This window comes from Desulforhopalus glucosivorans, from assembly GCF_054397165.1.
Map to the genome: position 1 here is coordinate 2,901,332 of NZ_AP044854.1, position 18,802 is coordinate 2,920,133.

General features: G+C 43.3%; 14 protein-coding genes. 7 read left to right on the forward strand and 7 right to left on the reverse strand.

Annotated features, from left to right (window positions below; translation table 11 throughout):
- Nucleotides 1-154 precede the first annotated feature (154 nt).
- Complete coding sequence (locus ACX6CI_RS12590; RefSeq protein WP_458773999.1) at nucleotides 155-958, forward strand: transporter substrate-binding domain-containing protein; 804 nt, start codon at nucleotides 155-157, stop codon at nucleotides 956-958.
- 247 nt (nucleotides 959-1,205) lie between these two features.
- Here the strand turns inward: ACX6CI_RS12590 and ACX6CI_RS12595 are convergent, their stop codons facing one another.
- Genes ACX6CI_RS12595 through ACX6CI_RS12610 form a run of 4 tightly spaced genes read right to left on the reverse strand, consistent with a single transcriptional unit; the run spans nucleotide 1,206 to nucleotide 8,850 of the window.
- Nucleotides 1,206-3,332: an EAL domain-containing protein gene (locus tag ACX6CI_RS12595; protein ID WP_458774000.1), complete on the reverse strand. Its 2,127-nt coding sequence runs from the start codon at nucleotides 3,330-3,332 to the stop codon at nucleotides 1,206-1,208.
- A complete protein-coding gene (locus tag ACX6CI_RS12600) occupies nucleotides 3,333-6,182 on the reverse strand; it encodes a response regulator (protein WP_458774001.1) in 2,850 nt (949 codons plus the stop codon). It abuts the gene before it with no gap.
- A gap of 22 nt (nucleotides 6,183-6,204) precedes the next feature.
- Nucleotides 6,205-6,759 carry a YfiR family protein gene (locus ACX6CI_RS12605; protein WP_458774002.1) on the reverse strand — a complete coding sequence of 185 codons (555 nt, stop codon included), beginning with the start codon at nucleotides 6,757-6,759 and terminating at the stop codon, nucleotides 6,205-6,207.
- 51 nt (nucleotides 6,760-6,810) lie between these two features.
- Entirely contained in the window at nucleotides 6,811-8,850 is a 2,040-nt protein-coding gene (locus ACX6CI_RS12610) for a TonB-dependent receptor plug domain-containing protein (protein WP_458774003.1), read from the reverse strand.
- Between the two features lie 205 nt (nucleotides 8,851-9,055).
- Here ACX6CI_RS12610 and ACX6CI_RS12615 point away from each other — a divergent pair, with 205 nt between their 5' ends.
- Together ACX6CI_RS12615 and ACX6CI_RS12620 are read left to right on the forward strand one after the other, a co-directional pair.
- Nucleotides 9,056-9,634, forward strand: coding sequence for a TetR/AcrR family transcriptional regulator (locus tag ACX6CI_RS12615; RefSeq protein WP_458774004.1), 579 nt, complete (start codon nucleotides 9,056-9,058; stop codon nucleotides 9,632-9,634).
- A 108-nt stretch (nucleotides 9,635-9,742) separates the two neighbouring features.
- Nucleotides 9,743-11,479, forward strand: coding sequence for an acyl-CoA dehydrogenase (locus ACX6CI_RS12620; protein WP_458778467.1), 1,737 nt, complete (start codon nucleotides 9,743-9,745; stop codon nucleotides 11,477-11,479).
- Between the two features lie 123 nt (nucleotides 11,480-11,602).
- On the opposite strand, the gene ACX6CI_RS12625 is transcribed toward ACX6CI_RS12620, so the two are convergent.
- The 3 genes from ACX6CI_RS12625 to trhA form a co-directional block, all read right to left on the reverse strand.
- Nucleotides 11,603-11,899, reverse strand: coding sequence for a hypothetical protein (locus ACX6CI_RS12625; protein ID WP_458774005.1), 297 nt, complete (start codon nucleotides 11,897-11,899; stop codon nucleotides 11,603-11,605).
- The gene (locus ACX6CI_RS12630; RefSeq protein WP_458774006.1) at nucleotides 11,892-12,542 is read right to left on the reverse strand and encodes an AAA family ATPase; all 651 of its coding nucleotides are present in this window, start codon (nucleotides 12,540-12,542) and stop codon (nucleotides 11,892-11,894) included. Before ACX6CI_RS12630 ends, ACX6CI_RS12625 begins: the two co-directional genes overlap by 8 nt.
- Before the next feature lie 170 nt (nucleotides 12,543-12,712).
- Nucleotides 12,713-13,366, reverse strand: a complete 654-nt coding sequence (gene trhA / locus ACX6CI_RS12635; protein WP_458774007.1) for a PAQR family membrane homeostasis protein TrhA — start codon at nucleotides 13,364-13,366, stop codon at nucleotides 12,713-12,715.
- A 419-nt stretch (nucleotides 13,367-13,785) separates the two neighbouring features.
- Here trhA and ACX6CI_RS12640 point away from each other — a divergent pair, with 419 nt between their 5' ends.
- The 4 genes from ACX6CI_RS12640 (at nucleotide 13,786) to ACX6CI_RS12655 (ending at nucleotide 18,779) form a co-directional block, all read left to right on the forward strand.
- On the forward strand, nucleotides 13,786-14,745 hold the full coding sequence (locus ACX6CI_RS12640; protein WP_458774008.1) for a UDP-glucuronic acid decarboxylase family protein: 960 nt from the start codon (nucleotides 13,786-13,788) through the stop codon (nucleotides 14,743-14,745).
- Between the two features lie 210 nt (nucleotides 14,746-14,955).
- Entirely contained in the window at nucleotides 14,956-16,596 is a 1,641-nt protein-coding gene (locus tag ACX6CI_RS12645; protein ID WP_458774009.1) for an FAD-dependent oxidoreductase, read from the forward strand.
- The gene (galE, locus tag ACX6CI_RS12650) at nucleotides 16,593-17,585 is read left to right on the forward strand and encodes a UDP-glucose 4-epimerase GalE (RefSeq protein WP_458774010.1); all 993 of its coding nucleotides are present in this window, start codon (nucleotides 16,593-16,595) and stop codon (nucleotides 17,583-17,585) included. Before ACX6CI_RS12645 ends, galE begins: the two co-directional genes overlap by 4 nt.
- Entirely contained in the window at nucleotides 17,586-18,779 is a 1,194-nt protein-coding gene (locus ACX6CI_RS12655; RefSeq protein ID WP_458774011.1) for a glycosyltransferase, read from the forward strand.
- Nucleotides 18,780-18,802: the final 23 nt, after the last annotated feature.

The window sequence follows — 18,802 nt, forward strand, 5'->3', positions numbered from 1 at the left end:
AAATCTGCCACATTAGAACCTTATGTCATCGGAGCAAGCCTTGCAACAAGGTGAAGTAAATCCCTCAGCACCCGGCCCCTTGCATCGACTCTATATTAAAGGTATTACTTATAGAATATAAAATTCTCTCCATCACAATTTAAGGAACCTTATTATGAAATCAGCTCTGTCGTCAAAAATATTTACAGTTATAGGCTCCCTTCTAGCCCTATTTCTCATCTGGGGTTGCACACCTGCTATGCAGTCAAATAGTGGCACGTCCAATGGCAGTCCAGCTTTACGGGTTGGTATTTCAACGAATATGCCCCCCCACGTGTATAAAACCAGCGGACGTCTACAGGGGCTTGAGGTTGATTTAGCACAGCAACTTGGTCAGTATTTACAAAGAGACGTGAAGTTTGTAGAGCTCAGCTGGGATAAACAAATTCCCTCCCTTGAGGCCGGGAAAATCGACATCATCATGTCCGGCATGTCCATTACCCCCAAACGCTCATATCGAGTCAGTTTCACCCAACCCTATATGCGCTCTGGTCAAATGTTACTGGTTCCAAGCAACAAGGCCGGACTTTACTCATCAGGCATATTCAGTCTAATGGGGAATAAACCCGTCATTGGAACAATCAAAAATACAACAGGAGATTTCTTCATTACCAAAACTATCAACCGCGCCAACATAACACGTTATAGCAAGTCAACCCAGGCGGTTACAGCACTCGCTCAAGGGGAGATTGATGTTTTTGTGCACGATGCCCCTGTCATCTGCTATTTTGCGGCCCAAAACGAAGAACAGCATCTTACTCCAATTATGCAGATCTCAAACGAAGAACAGCTTGCCTGGGCTGTAAATAAGATGGACCAGAAGTTACTTGAAGAGGTCAACAGCTTCATAACAACAGCAAAGAGTAACGGCAACCTTGATAACAGTGTTAAACGTTGGATCCCACTGATGTTTAAGTAATTTTTCAGCTGTTGATACGGAGCACAAGATGCTTCCATACAGGCACAAGGACATATCTCTATCATTTCTCCATCGATGGTTTCTCGCAATCAGGTCTTACGGAATGGCTTCGCCATAGATTTCTCTCTGATTAAGCCATACCTCTGGTGTTTAAGAAGGGTGAAACCATCCTTGGGGGAAAAGTATTCTTTATAATAGGGCGTTAAAGAAAAATTGAAAAGCCCAGCCCGTTAAACCTGGTCCATCCTCAATCTTTTTTTAACATTTTGATAAACTCCTGGGGGGGAACAGGGGGGGAAAAGTAGAAGCCCTGGCACTCATCACAGCCATACTCCTGTAAAAGCTTGAAATGTTCTAGCGTCTCCACGCCTTCGGCCACAATTTTCATCCCAAGACTATGGCCCATGGCGACAATAGTTTTAATAATAACCCGACTTTTCTCGTTCTCAGTACAGCCCATTACAAAGGACCTATCAATCTTTAAGACATCAACCTGAAAGGTAGTGAGGTAGCTCAGAGAAGAGTAACCCGTTCCAAAATCATCCAGGGCAACGCCCACACCCAGCTCCTTGATTCCAATCAAAGTCTTGGCAATAGCGTCATTATCGTGCATCAGAACATTTTCTGTGACCTCAACCTCAATGGCACCACCTGGTAACGAATGATCTTTGAGGTTATTTTTCAGGGTCGTTACAATATCCTGTTCTGCCAATCGATAACCGGACAGATTAACAGCAATCCGGACATCAGGTATCCCCATATCTCTCCAGGTTTTACTCAGCTCACAGGCTTTTTCAATAACCCACCTGTTAATATCTACAATCAGGCCACAATCTTCAGCAATTGCAATAAACTGATCCGGTGCTATAAACCCTTTTTCGGGATGAATCCACCGGATTAAGGCCTCAGCGCCAATAATCTTTTCATCGACCAGACTAAGTTGCGGCTGGAAGTATAAAGTAAAATCCCCGTTCACAAGGGCCGTTTTTAAATCCTGCTCAAGGGAGAACCGTGCAACAGCTGCGGCATTAAGAGATTCCTTAAAAAACTGAAAATTATTCCTTCCAGTCTTTTTTGCGTGATACATGGCCGTATCAGCGTGCCTGAACAGGACGTCAGTGTCTTTTCCATCTTCAGGGAAAATGCTGATACCTATACTCGCTGTAACAGATATCTCATGGTTTTCAATAATCTGCGTCCTTGGGATTGCCTTAAGCAGGCGCCTGGCCACTCGTGCGGCACTCTCCGCTGTATCAATCTCTGAGAGAATGAGAACAAACTCATCCCCACCATGCCGGGCAACAAGATTATCCGGAGCGTCAATATTATTGACACCAACCGTATCACTCTTTCGTATGCACTGCTGAATAATATCCGCTGTATTCTGCAACAGTATGTCGCCTGCATGGTGGCCCATGGTGTCATTGATTTGCTTAAAGTTGTCTATGTCCATAAACAACAGGGCAAATGATCTATCTTTACGCTCAGAGTATTCAATGATTTTATTCAGCCGATCAAGGAAAAGAGTTCGATTGGCAAGGCCGGTTAAGCCATCGTAAAATGCCAGGTAGCGTATTTCATCTTCAGCCTTTTTTAGCCTGGTACTATCCTGAACAACGCCTAGAAGAACATCGGGACTACCATTTTCATTGAGGAGGACCTCTCCATGTATATAGAGGTGTATTTCTTTAGCGCCACAGGTATCTCGCTGAAAATTTATAACAAATGATTCCCGATTCCGGATAGAATCGACAACTGAGTTATACACATCATCTTTACCTGTCCCGATAAGGGTCTCTAAGAGAGAACGAATTGAAATTGATTTTTGCGCTTCTGCCGGCTGGTCCACAAGAGCCATTGCCTCAGCAGAGATCGAACATAAGTTGGTTCGAAAATCGACTTTCCAGTTACCGATTTTCGCAACATCCTGAGTCTTTGCCAGTAAACTCTTACTCACATGGGCATCTTTCAGGGCCTTTCCTGCCCGAAGCATATATCTGGCCCGATGACCAAATATGGTCCAATTAATCGGCTTTGAAACAAAGTCATTGCCACCGGCTAAAAAGGATTCTTCAATTGAGCTTGTATCATCAAGACCTGTCACCATAAGCACCTGGGCATACTCACCCCCCGGGCACTTCCTGATTGCTCGACATGTACTATACCCATCCATATCAGGCATAAGGACATCAAGAAAGACCAGTTCCGGTAGTTTTTCCCGGAAAATATCTATCGCAGACTCTCCGTCACCCGCCTGCAAGGTCTCAAAACCAGCCTTTCTTAGTGCAGCTGCCATAGTAATACGGGAGCCACTATCATCATCTACAACGAGGGCTAGAGGCTTTTTAGTACTGGTTATATCTGTTGATTTCATTTACACCAGTTCCTTAACAAGCTCTCTCTTTGTTTGTGCATATTTTTTTTGGATATTAATGATAATATCTTGATTTTCCTGGGCACTATTCATGTCACACCCCGCCTCAAGCTCTTTTGACATTTGAAACAACACCATGGCACCAACGTTGGCACTACTCGACTTTAAGGTATGGGCATCCCGCTTCATTCTTTCTCTGTTATTATCAACCAGTGTTTCGACTAAACGTGCAACAATATCATCTGCATCCTGAAGATAGCTTCCAATAACCTCCGTTAGCAGATCAGGTTCCTCATCCATCTGTAATAATCGTATCTGTTCCAGTGCTGATCTATCAACAATTGTAGAATTAGAGCCTACACTTTCACCTATATTAACCTCCATCTTTGTCTCAGGCAAGTCTCTATCTCCTTCCCCCATATCCTGAAACCAATGTCCAAGGGTGGTCGCCATCTGATGAAGTAAAAACGGTTTGCTTATGTAATCATCCATTCCCACCTCAACACAGGATTTTTTATCGCCAAGCAGTGCATTGGCTGTAAGAGCAATAATAACCGTTCGTATCTGATTATCCGCCTCTAACTCAATTTGCCGTATGCGTTTTGTGGCCTCATAGCCGTCCATTACAGGCATCTGGCAATCCATCAGGATGAGATCATATTTTGATTGTTCAAATACACTGACCGCCTGTGCTCCATTTTCAGCAACATCAACATCACACCCAAGTTTTCTGAGCATCTGCGTTGCAACAATCTGATTTGTATCATTGTCTTCTACAACAAGCACTCTCAAACCAAAATGTGGTTGCCGCTTCGTTGTCTCGCCCTCAATGCTCAACTGTTCGACATGAGTGTTTTCTCCTCGGCCGTGAATTATTGAATCTATTGCTGCAAACAAGTCACGCTGTCGAACCGGCTTTGTCAGGTATAGATCAATGCCAATATCTCGACTTTTCTCTATATCCCCATAACCGCCAACAGAGGTGAGCATAACAATCGGCACATTCGTAAACTCAGCTATACTCCTAAGGGATTGTGCCACCTCCATGCCATCCATCCCCGGCATATCTTGATCAAGTAAAATGAGATCATAGGGTTTATGCCCCAGAGACTCTTTTGCCAGGGAGACTCCCATCATTCCATTTTCGGCGGTATCGCAGGACATTGCCCAACGTGCTGCCTGGTGAAGGAGAATTTCTCGATTTGTGCTATTGTCGTCTATGATCAGGACCTTTAGTCCTGCAAGACTGGCATTATTGTCTAAGATTTTTCCGCATGACGTTTCATCCGACAGTCCAACAGGAATAGTAAAAGAGAACCTGGAACCGCGATCCAGTTCACTCTCAAGCTTAAGAGTACCCCCCATAAGCTGTATCAACTCCATTGATATCACAAGACCGAGCCCGGTACCTCCGTATTTCCTTGTACTTGAGCCATCCGCCTGGCTAAACGGTTGAAATAATCGTTGTTGCTCATCCTTTCCGATACCAATACCAGTATCTGTAATCGCAATACTTAATTGAATGCCACCATCCTTTGCTACTGTAGATACTCGGACTGTAACCTCACCATCTTCAGTAAACTTGACAGCATTGCCCACAAGATTCATCAGGACCTGACGTAATCTATGGGAATCTCCATAAATAAAAAGGTGGGAATCAGGCGGAATAACTACGGCCAGTTCATTTCGCTGGGACCTGTTTTTTACAGATAACAGTTGAATAACATCTTCAATCAGGTCCTGAATACAAAATGGACGGCATTCAAGTTCCAGTTTTCCTGCCTCAATTTTAGAAAAGTCCAAAATATCATTTATGATTTCCAGAAGAGCATCTCCTGAATCTCTTATTGTTCGCGCAAACTGCTTTTGGGACCTTGAAAGGTCTGTTTCCAGCAGTAGCTCAGTCATTCCCAAAACCCCATTCATCGGAGTTCTAATCTCATGGCTCATATTAGCCAAGAACTGACTTTTTGCCCTGTTTGCATCTTCTGCCACCTCTTTTGCCAGAACCAGCTCATCAACACTTTTTTCCAGTTCTCGTTTTGCTAAAGAAAGGGCCTCTGTTCGTGCAGCAACTTGATATTCCAAATCTTGACTATGATTTCGAAGTGCCTCATCGCGGGAATGAATTTCAGAGATCATCTCGTTAAAATGATCTATCACCACACTAAATTCATCATGAGTAGTGTTCTCTACATAGGCATCATACACCTTATCTTTCGTGACCTTCTCCATACTGGAAATCAGCCTTGAAAGAGGTCCAGTAAAAAGTTTCTGAGCCCAAAGAGATACCAGAAAAACGACGATGAGTACGATTACCACAATATAACTCAGTTGAACCTGAAACCGGTCTAAACGATCATTCAATTGCCTCAGATCATCCACCAGCAACAGAGCCCCCTCAACCTCACCACTGATGACTATGGGACGAAGAACATAACAATAGGCACCGGTAATTTTTGTCATTCCCTCTTTTTCACCCTGTTGTGCCGATAGAACTCTTGATTCTGGAGGGATGATTAGATCCAGCTGTTCATCGCTAAAAGACTGAGCATTACTTCGCTTAAATTGAGCATACATTGCACCATTTTTATCAAAGATACCGGCAAAGGCAATATCGGGCTTTTTCTCTAAAGAACCAAGAACTTCCCTAGCCCCTTTTTTATCATCAAACATAAGGGTAGCTACACTATTCCAGGCCACTACGTCTGCCACGGTCGTTAACTCGTTTACTACCGCATCAACAGCATTTTTACGTTCAGAAATGGTCAAAACAATACTTAACAGGGCCAGGCCCAGTAAAGCTGTCATCAACAAAACAAGCTGTAACTTGTTTTTGATTGAAGACATGGAAAAAAACTGTGTCTTGAAGTTAGTCATTGATCAAGGTTGCTATTTGGAGGAGTCGCGAGCTCATTTGCAGTCCCTGCTCTGATACCACTCTGGGGTTAATGGCAAAACGTAAACGATCGTTGTCTCGATAGAAATGAATCGCGCCACCCAAACGAGTTACCTTGCTGTTTTCTCCAATCGTGAGAACCGGTTGCAGGCGAACAGATGTCAAACTTCGAACAAGAGTATCCGTATCAGTATCTTCACTGTAAAAAATAACCTGGCATGGGGGCAGGGTAGTTCCGGACGATTTTGCCACTATCCGAAGTGATTTTTTTCTTACTTTTTTACTATTTAAATTCATTAATGACTGGGGTGGATTCTTAAAACCGACTACACAGACAACGACTTCCTCCCCGTCAGTTCCAGTGAGGTCTTCAGGCCAATCGGTAAGGAGAATAAAATTGAGAATGAAAGCCGCCTTAACGGCATACTCATCCCTTGGGCCAGCCAAAGCAGAACCACTTCCCCAAATAATGGACATAACAAGTCCAAGGTAAATAAGGCATGTACAACTCGCCTTGATGTGTCGCATACAACTCTCGATCATTTTTACGCCATTACCAGGAGGGTCAAATTTTGCTTTTTAAAAATTATACGTCGCCTTGAGATACACACCACGTTCAACTTCTGTGGGGTAGGACCAGAACTCCTGTACATATTCCTCATGAGTCTCTTCTATAAGATTCTGACCGACAAGAGAAATATCCAGATTCTCAGTCGCCTTAAAGGTGATCTGAACATCCGCTGTAAAATAATCTTCAATGGTATAATATGGCGGTAGATAGGTCGTAACATGCATACACGCGGCATCGTCAATATATCGTCCCCAAACATCCACAACAAGAGACTTACTCAGATGCCAGTTAGCTCTCAGTGAAAATTGATTAACAGGACTTTCACTTCCCCAGCTTTCATTAATATCTGTAAAATCTTCGTTAATATATGAATACGCAAGATCAAGCTTGAGACTCTCCAGTGCCTGCCACGCCACAGCCAACTCAAAACCATGGCTGGTTCCTTCACCTTCATTATTAAATTTGTTATACAGCTCTGCGTAACTGCCATTAAATGATGGTGTTATCGCAAAACTTCGTAAATCATCATAGTCATTATAAAAAATTGCAGCGTCAAAAGAGAGGTTTTTGCCTGCTAAAAAACGATAACCGGCCTCATAAGCCACCACCACCTGTGAATCGAAATCCTTGTTCGAGGTCACCCCGCCAACAGCTTGAACTGATGATGTATTTGGAGGAACGCCTGGCGGAAGAACAACCGTGGTAATTGTTGAATCACGCTCAATTCTACTGGGAGTTCGTACCGCCCGTGCCACAGCCCCCCATAATTTATGATTTTTATGGGGGGTATACAGAGTTCGGATACTCGGTTGAATTTCATAACCGGTATAGTCATTATGCTCAACCTTTGTACCCGCAGTAACTGTGAGCCTATCTTGTATAAGACTATATTCGTCCTGAATAAAAAAGCTCAACAGGTTCGTTTCATCATCTTCCGGTTCTAAGGATGTCCAGAAACTACTGACGAATTGCTGACTAATATATCGGTAATGACCTCCCCAGATAAGATCGTGTTTTTCCCCTAGAAAAAAATGATGCTTAAACTCAAAATCAAGGGTGTCTGACTGTTCATTGTTGACTATTTCTTCACGACTGGAATGGTCATAATAGAACTGAAATTGAATATCACCGCCGGATGCGAGATACTGTGTCCAAGACGCCAGTATATTCCCCCCTTCAGTATCTACTTCAGCAGAATCACTGTAGGAGTAAGGCTCTCCAAGAATCGGAAATTCAAGTTGCTGATTCATATCGCCCCTGTAGATGTCTCCCTGAACTTGAAAACTATCATCTGAAGACAAACTGCCATCAATTCGAAAGCCGCTCCTGTAATCCTGCCATGAATCCTCTGCGTCCTCTCCTGTTGTAAACTGATAGCTGTCTCTATAGGTTCCTTTTCCGTAAAATCTTCCATAGATTCCTTCAGACAGTGTGGTTCCATAACGTCCACCTGCAAAGGCACGCTCTTCCGTTCCAACGCCAACTGTAGCGATTCCACCCTGGGTATCTCCTGCATGCTTTGTTATTATATTAATAACTCCATTAACCGCATTAGCACCCCAAACAGTACCCCCAGTTCCGCGTATCACTTCAATCCGTTCAATATCTTCAAGATATGTGTCCTGAACCTCCCAATACACACCTGAGTAAAGGGGGCTATACACACTCCTACCATCCATCAGCACCAGTAACTTGTCAGAAAACCTTGAGTTAAAGCCCCTCGAGCTAATGGCCCATTTACTGGAATCTATCCGTGCCACAGTCAGTCCCGGCACCATTCGTAGAAGTTCCGGAATACTCGTAGAGCCAGAAGATTTTATATCTTCTGCCGTTATAACATATACAGCTGCAGCACTATCAGACAAACTCTGAGCCTTTTTACTCACAGAGGTAACCTGAATATCCATCAGATCTTCTATACTCATCTGTATGAGTTCCTCCTCAGAGGCAAAGGCCAGGGATTGTGAAAGGCACATCAATACAACAAGCATTACACTCCTGCTATAGTTTTGTTTTAGTGGGTTTATCTTTTGATATAATCTGGTCATCCAATCTCCTTAGTGCTAAGAGAGCGTTCTATTTTGTATGTTATATTTAAAAGTTAGGTTATTATCTCGCAGCACCATAAGATTGTCAAATTGCGGCAATTTTTTTTGTTCTTTCCTCTCATTTTCCTGGGATATATTTTCGCTATTCACCCCCCATATGATTATGTATTGAAAAATAAACAAGGTTATGTTAACACCTGTTAACATGAAAGATACTAAGGGAATCATACTTACTGCGGCTTGTGATATTTACCTTCAGGAAGGCTATAAAGGTATGAGTATGCGACAGGTAGCCAAACGTGCAGAAATTTCTGCCACAGCAATATATCGTCATTTCCATAATAAAGAGGCCTTACATCATCAAGTGCTCCGGGAGGGATTCCGTACATTTGATTCGTACCTCCAGGGAGCACTTGTAGGTACCACACCCCTTGAAAAACTGACGCTTGCTTCAGAACGGTTCTTCGCCTTTGCCACCGAACAAAAGAAATACTACGAGATACTATTTCTCACCATGGATCACACAGTTGAGCACAAAGTAAAAGGTGCACTTACCCATGACGCGACCCTCAGCCGTCATTTTATGGTGGAACGGGTGCAGGAATGTATGGATGATAATAGTTTAAAAAGTGATGATGCAGAAGAAGTTGCACTATTACTGCTTGCAACCTGCAACGGTTTTTTTGGGCTCTATGTTTCAAAAAAACTGAGTGACCCAAAGGAGGAGATGCATAGAAAATACAGAAAAATGTTTCAAAGATTACTTGACGGTTTAGGCAGCTAAGCCATTTTTTTGGCCATCAAGTTAACGCACGTTAACCAAGGAGTTTTACTCATATAAATACAGGAGGCAACAGTAATGTTACTCAACTCTACAAATGATGGTGTCCAGATGAATGAGACCAGGCAAAAAGTGATTTCAGTTACAAAAAACTTACTTCTTAACCCAAAAACTGAAACATATGATCACCTCGATGAGGCCTCCAGAAGCATCGTTCTTAAAACCATTGAATTTTTTGAAACAAAGGGAAAGGAGAAACTCAAAGAAGACGACCATGAACGGGTCTGGTATGAGGATTTCCTGCAATTTTCGAAAAAAGAAAAACTCTTTGCAACATTTTTGACCACAGCTGCCTACGGTGAGGGAGATAAACGCTGGGATACCTTAAGAAACTGCGCAATAAATGAAATTCTTGGCTTCTATGGTCTCAGTTACTGGTACACCTGGCAGGTTACCATCCTCGGCCTTGGCCCTATCTGGATGAGTAATAATGAGGCCGTTAAAGAAAAAACAGCACAAATGCTCGATGATGGTTCTATTTTCGCTTTTGGTCTATCCGAAAAAGAGCATGGAGCGGACATCTACACAAGCGACATGGGCCTCACTCCCCAGGACGATGGAAGTTACCTCGCGAACGGTTCCAAGTACTATATTGGTAACGCTAATGAGGCTGCATATGTTTCAACATTTGGTAAATTCACCGACTCGGGTGATTATGTATTCTTTGTGGCCGAATCGGGACACAGTAACTATGAACTGGTCAAAAATGTTCTCAACTCACAAAATTATGTGGCCGAATACAAGCTCAACGACTACCCGATCAAGGAGGCACAGATACTTGCCAAAGGACGTGATGCCTGGGACATGGCCTTAAATACCGTCAACGTTGGTAAATTTAACCTTGGATGGGCCTCAATTGGTATCTGCACCCATGCCTATTACGAGGCACTCAATCATGCGACCAATCGCCACCTCTTTGACCATTATGTTACTGATTTTATTCATGTCCAGGAGTTATTTGTCGATGCCTACGTTCGCCTTGCAGCCATGAAACTGTTTGCAGGCAGAGCCATTGATTATATGCGTGCAGCTAGCCCGGATGATCGACGCTATTTGCTCTTCACCCCTATGGTTAAGATGAAGGTCACCACCCAGGGCGAAGATGTTGTGAACGCCCTATGGGATGTTATCGCCGCTAAGGGCTTTGAAAAGGACATGTATTTTGAAATGGCCACAAGGGACATCAGGGCGCTGCCTAAACTCGAAGGTACTGTACATGTTAACATGGCGCTGATCGTAAAATTCATGGCAAATTACTTCTTTAAGCCAGGAGACTACCCCACAATTAACAGTCAGACCGGTTTTCAAAATGACGATTTTCTATTTAAGCAGGGGGCAACCAAGGGACTTGGGAAAACAAGGTTCCATGACTACAACAAGATTTACAATCAATTTAATCAACCAAATATCAAGGTGTTTAAGAAGCAGATCCGCTTATTAAAACTCTTTTTGATTCTTGGTAAACCTAATAAAACCCAGATAAAGGATTTTGATTTCCTTCTGAACCTTGGCGAACTATTTACCCTCGTGGTCTATGGACAACTCATTCTTGAGAATGCACAGATACTTGGGATTGACGAACACCTTCTCGATCAGATATTTGACGTGATGATTCGGGATTTTTCCAAATTCGCCCTGCAACTCTACACCAAGGGGTCCGCGAACCTAATCCAACAAAACATCTGCAGACGTATGGTTAAACGCCCTGTTGAAAACAGTGAAAGATTCAAACATCTGTGGGAGACATACGTTTACAGTATGAAAGATCAGTACGAAATGCAGCCATAAATGCAACCATATGAGGTAGAGCAAGCATTAGCTTTCAGACAAAAGACATACTCTATTTCAGCCTGTCTCAATTACGGTAATTGGGACAGGCTGAACAGTTCGCTCTCAAAACTGGCATTGTTGTTAGCCTATTAGAGCATTAATCTCTTCCTCGATCTCTTCTGTAAGCTTTTCGAGGATAAAAGAATTCATACTGTAGGGGGTATGATCCGCTATATATTTCAACTTCATATATAAGGGCTCCGGCAGACGTATCGGAAGATTTTTTTTCACATCTTCTCTCACCCTTGGCTCTTCCCAGGGGAACAACTCATTGGCGTCCTTTTTCCCCGTTCCAGCAGCCGCTGCAAACTGATCAAGACTGGGCGTTTTTTTTATCGCCGGAGTTGACCGTAAAGCCGGTTTCTTTTTATCAGCCACTGTATATCTCCTTAAATAATTGATCCATTTCACTACTTGCCTTTCTGTCCGCTTTCCACTCGGTAACGGACAAACCATCCCTTGCCGATTTTCTAAATGCTATTCGTTCGTGGAGAATAGGCTCTGCAATAGACAAATGTTCAAACCCTTCTCCATCAAAGAATTCTCTGGTCTCTTTATCCTCTCTAACCGAAGGATTTGTCGAGACCCGGTTCAGAACAATGCTCGCCTTAAGACCAGGATTAAACCCCTTTGCCATGGAAACCAACTCATCCATTTGCCTGATAGTCCAGATATCAAACTGGAAGGGTTGTACAGGTACATACGCCCTGTCACAGACCCCAAGGGCGTAACGCAACTCCATGGAATCCCGACCACCGGCATCTATTATCACCTCATCATACCGAGTAGCAAGATCCTGAACCTGAGTCGGCAGGCCTTTACCAAACTTCTGAACACTGGCGATCCGTGGCTCAACCTCAGCCTCCTCGCGGACAGCTGCCCAAAATGATGCAGTCCCCTGCCTGTCTGTATCCAGTAAAAGAACATCTTTGCCATTTTGAGCCAGTATCGCAGCAAGATTAGTAGCAAGGGTTGTCTTCCCTGTTCCACCCTTTTCTCCACCAATTAAAACAATCGCCATATCCCTTTCACCACATATCATTCAATATAGTTTCATATAGGATCATATCACACATAGCACACCAGATGATATGATATCATTTCACAGCACATGTTAAACCCTGTTTTGTCCTTCTCTGCAAGAAAAAAACAACTCAGCTCAAATATCAAACTGTTCTGATTATTATGCTATCAGAGACCGCCTGAAAGTCTGATTCCATAGACGATCATTGCCAGATGAAGCAGGGCTGCAGCTGAAACAAAAACATGAAATATTTCGTGAAAACCAAAAAAGGAAGGTTTGGGATTTGGCCATTTAAAACCGTAAATAAGAGCACCAATCGTATATAAGACGCCACCACCAATCAACATTGAAAGAACGGGTGAAGGCATTACAGCTACAAGAGTTTTGATGGGTACAAGAACAATCCAGCCCATAATAAGATAGATAAGCGTCCCTATACAACGTGGAACATTGATAAAGATAAACTTAAAGACAGTTCCAGCAACGACAAGGCCCCATTGTGCGCCTAAGATCGACCATTTCATAGGTCCATCAAGATAAAGGTAACAAAGGGGGGTATATGTACCTGCAATGAGAAAAAAGATTGCGGTGTGATCTAATTTTCGCCAAAAATTTTTCGCATTTTCCTGCTTTTTATTAGCATGGTAAAGAAAACTTGAACTAAAGAGAAAAATTGCTGACAGCCCATAGGCTAACGCAACGAATTGCATCCCGGAATTACCAGAACAGGTAACAAGCAAAAAGAGTGTACTCATAACAAAAAAGGGAATCGTCCCTAAATGCGAATACGCGGCAACTTTTTCAGAACGAAGAATCTTCACGTAAAACGTACCCCCAGCGTCTTATGACACATAAAAGCCTCAACACATAATTTCATTGAACCGCTCCCCCCAGACTATTCTTGTCATCATACCGCTCTTTCTCATAAGTATCTCTATTAATATTAGGACATTAAATAGCCTGAACAGGTATTACATATTAATTGCGTCTATGGTATTAATTGTATCAGGCAAAGAAATGATCTAACCGCTTGTGCACCCCGTACACACCAAAAAAAATCCACATTGCCAAACAGGTGGCAAAATAGAAGGAAAAATATCCATTTTGTTATTCTTTTAATGGGAAAGGTTATCGGAGTGTAGTATACAACGTTGGTTGAACGACTCTGCAATTTTCTCATTAAAGACAATGTGTGCTGAAGACACAAGTACGCACTGCCCTATTTTTTTAGGCTGGAAATATGAAAACAGAACAAAAAAGAATCCTTGTTACAGGTGGTGCTGGTTTTCTTGGCTCACATCTATGCAAACGTTTACTGGATGAATCCTGTGAGGTTCTCTGTCTCGATAACTACTTCACCGGAACCAAAGACAATATTGTCGATCTATTGAGCCACCCGTACTTCGAGCTCATACGCCATGACGTCACCTTCCCTCTATATCTTGAGATAGATGAGATTTACAACCTTGCCTGCCCGGCATCACCGATTCACTATCAGCACGACCCCGTCCAAACACTAAAGACCAGTGTTCACGGTGCCATCAATATGCTTGGCCTTGCAAAACGGGTAAAAGCAAAGATATTTCAGGCATCCACCAGTGAGGTTTACGGCGATCCTTCTATTCATCCGCAACCCGAATCATACTGGGGCAACGTCAATCCCATTGGAATTCGCTCATGTTACGATGAGGGAAAGCGCTGCGCTGAAACACTCTTTTTTGACTACCACAGGCAACACAATGTTAATATTCGCGTAGGTCGACTCTTCAACACCTATGGTCCCAATATGCATCCAAATGATGGTAGAGTTGTTTCCAACTTTATCATTCAGGCCTTACAAAACCAACCCATTACAATTTACGGTAAAGGTGATCAGACCAGGTCTTTTTGTTATGTGGACGACCTTATTGAACTGATGGTCCGCTTCATGAACGCGGATGACAGCTTTACCGGGCCTATGAACATGGGAAATCCCGGGGAATTCACGATTAAAGAGCTGGCAGAACTCATTATTGAAATGACCAACTCTAAGTCTGAACTATCTTTTATCGATCTACCACAGGATGATCCTAAACAGCGTAAACCTGAGATCAGTCTTGCTGAAAACAAGTTAGGATGGACACCAAAGATCAAACTTGAAGATGGTTTAGTAAAGACCATTGACTACTTTGATACGCTACTGAAAAAACGAGAAGAATAGATTTTTTTCACATCTATGCAATTGACAAAGATCCAATCCGTAGCTGTCCGGTAAGGGTAGATTATTCTGCCCTTGCCAAAGACCTGCAAAAGCTTTGGATACGTATAGCAGCAAACAACAGAGATAATTAACACCTCCACACCGCTCAACCAATACCAGTAAAGAGTGAGCCCAAAGCAGCGGAGTGTTCCCCCATTACTTAATTAGATTATGAAACGATACTGTCCTCAGGATGACGCACAAGTCCATGATGTTTTGGTGGTTGGTGGTGGAATTTATGGCGCATCCATGGCCTATACTTCTACATTGAACGGCCTGAAAACTGTACTTGTGGAGCAAGACGACTTTTGCCAACACACCTCTGCACACTCGCAAAAGGTTATCCATGGCGGTCTGCGCTATCTCCAGAATCTCGATATAAAAAGGGTTGTTGAATCAATTCGTGAAAAGCAGCGTTTTTTCCACCTCTTCCCCCACCAGGTAAAACCGCTTCCATGCCTGCTACCGACATCAGGATTTGCCATGAAAGGAAGTGAGGCTTTTCGAATCGCATTCCTGCTCTATGGCATAATTCAAAAACTTGTCTGTAGAGGCAAGCTGACCAAAAACCTGCATAAGCGCCCACAGATTTTAACAAAAGATGAAGTTGCAAGCCGGTTTCCCCATATGGCCCAGGAAGATATTCGTGGCGGCGCCCTCTGGTACGATGGAATCTGTAATGACCCTGAACGAGTCATCATGGCGCTCCTTGAGAGTTCTGCAAAGCTTGGAGGTAAGATTGCCAACCAGATGAAGGTTGTAGCCATTGAACGATCTGCAGAAAATCATCTCATTGTGGTTCTATATGACAAACTGAACAAAACTGAACAGAGGATTCACACCAGAAAAATTGCGCTCTGCACAGGTTCATGGTTTAAAGATGAACTTGGCCTTGGGCCCATCCCTTCAGATCTTGACGAAATTTCTCTTATCAGGGGGATGAATGTTATTGTTCCTGCGCTATTTAATTCTCCCACATCCTTTGCCACGAAAGCAGGCGAGGGAGATAGCTCACGATTCCTCTTTATTGTACCCTGGAAGGACTGTTCCATAGAAGGAACCCACTGGGAGGATTGTGCTGATCCTGCAATTCAATGGGAGAGTCACAAAAAGACTGCTGACGATTTCCACGAACTCACCCAGGATGCTATCTCAGGGGATAAAAACAAATCTAAGATACTGTCTACACATGTGGGATATGTTCCCGGAAGTAGAGAAGGCAAGCCAGCAGCATCTGACCGGATCAGGCCCCACTACAAACTTGTGGATAGAGAACTTGAAGCCCAAGGTGACATATTGCAAGTGGTTGGAGTAAAATTTACCACAGCTTTTGATGTTGTTAAAAAGACGTTACAACAACTTTTTCCTGAACAGAATATCAAGGATGTGTTGCAGTTCAATGTTCTGCCCCATGGGAGCCCGGCTTCACAACCATCAGACCTATTCTCTCACTATCGGCAAAAGTTTAAAGATAGAGTGAGTTACGATCAATGCACTACCCTCTTTAACCTTTTTGGATCAAGCCTTCCAGAGGTGATGAAGACCTCCCTTACACCTGAGGCTGTGGGCCCTGCGCCGATAAATGATACAGATTTTTATCAGGCCATTACAACCTATTGTGTTAATAATGAGCTGACCTACCACCTGGAAGATCTCATCTACCGTAGAATATTCCCAAACAATGTGGCACCTATTTCTCCAGAGCTATTAATTGCCCTTGCAGAGGAAATGGCCAATTTGTTAGATTGGTCAACTGAGCAAAAAGAAAGAGAAATCGCACAGGTGATTAACAAACAGGAAACATGTTTATGAAAGAAATATTAGTTGTAGGCGGTGCCGGATACATTGGCTCCCATATGTGCAAATATCTCCATGAAAATGGAATGATTCCCGTCGTACTTGATAATTTGAGCTATGGCCACCGACAGGCTGTGCAATGGGGACCATTTTACGAAGGTGATATGGCTGATACTATTCTTTTGAAAAAAATCTTTAGCGAGCATAACATTGAAGCCGTAATGCATTTTGCAGCCTTCTGCTATGTTGGCGAGTCGGTTGAGGAACCACTCAAATACTATAAGAACAATATCAGCGCTACCCTGACTCTATTAACAGAGATGGTGACCCATAATATTTTCAATTTTATTTTCTCCTCAACCTGTGCCACCTACGGCGAACCTGATAAACTACCACTTCTTGAAGACTTTCCACAAAACCCAATTAACCCCTACGGCCGCTCAAAACTGATGATGGAGCAGATCTTAGATGATCTCGATCATGCAAAGGGTATGAAGGCCGTCTGCCTCCGATATTTTAATGCTGCAGGCGCTGATCCCGGAGGGCTCATTGGTGAAGACCATAATCCTGAAACACACCTCATTCCAATTGTTCTCCAGACAGCCCTTGGACAGCGGGATGAAATCACGATCTTTGGTTCAGATTATCCTACAGAAGATGGTACCTGTATTCGGGACTACATCCATATCCTTGATCTTGCACAGGCACATTTCCTCTCACTTCAGCACCTTCTTGCAGGTGGTGAAAGTAAAAAATACAACCTTGGAAACGGAAACGGCTACTCGATACTTGATGTTATCACATGTGCTGAAAAGGTATCAGGAAAGAAAATCGCCTACAGCTATGCCGATAGGAGACCCGGAGATCCAGCAGCCCTTGTCGGCTCTGCGGCACGTATTACAAATGAGCTGGGCTGGAAACCTGAATTTAACAGCCTGGAATCCATTCTCACCACAGCCTGGAACTGGCATGTAAACCACCCAAAAGGCTTTGAAGAGGCATAGATGACAAGCGATACAGATACTAACCAACTCGATGTACTGGTTCTTGCCCCCCATCCTTTTTTCATCAACAGGGGAACTCCCATTGATGTGCATCTGGTAGTACAGGCACTCTCCGAAAGAGACGATACTGTCGTAGATATGATTGTCTATCCCCAGGGCGAAAATATTAATCTCCCTCGGATCACTGTGTATCGCGTCCCCTTTTGCAGTAAAATACAAGATATTCGACCAGGTTTTTCTTGTAAGAAGCTCTATATCGACTTCTTTATGTTTTTTTATACCTGGAAAAAAGTTCATAGTAATCGCTATTCACTTATACACGCCGGGGAAGAATCCGTCTTTATCGCAATGTTGATGAAATTCATCTACAAGGTACCATATGTGTACGACATTGATTCCTCCATCGCCCAACAAATGGTTGAGAAAAACCCTAAACTCAGACCCTTTGCCAAGCTGTTTAACTGGTTTGAAGGTCGGGCAATGAAAGGGGCTATTGCAAATGCTCCTGTTTGTCATGCCCTGCGGGAACTCTGCGAGAAGAACCACTCCCAGAAAACATTCACCCTGCACGACATTTCACAACTTAAGGAACCGGATCTAGCGCCAACGGGACTTATCAGAAAAGAGATCAATTCTGACGGCCTCATCTTGCTCTACTGTGGTAATCTTGAAGTATATCAAGGGGTCGATCTGCTTGTGGAAAGCTTTCCCTATGTCGTCCGTGAAGACGTCAACGTGGAGCTGGTGATAATTGGTGGCATCCCTGAAGATATAGATTTTTACACCCAAAAAGCTAAAGATTTAGGTGTTGAGAAGAACGTCCACTTCCTTGGCCCACGCCCTTTCGACCAGCTTGACTCCTACCTGGCCGATGCAGACATGCTGGTTGCACCACGGATCAAGGGTGTTAACACTCCCATGAAAATATTCCCATATATGCACTCGGGAAAACCGGTATTACTCACCAAGCTCTATACCCACACCCAGATTGTAACAGACGAAGAGGCCTACCTGGCCGATGCCAATCCTAAAGATTTTGGTGCAGGTATCGTGGCTCTTGCAAAAAGTTCTGAACTTCGTGCTAAACTGGGTAAAAACGGAAGGGATTTTGTTGAGAGAAACCACGTCTATTCTGCCCATAAGAAACGGGTCGATGACTTGTATGACTGGGTAAAAGGCCAATTATCGTCGTAATTACAAAGAGCAATTGAGACAAA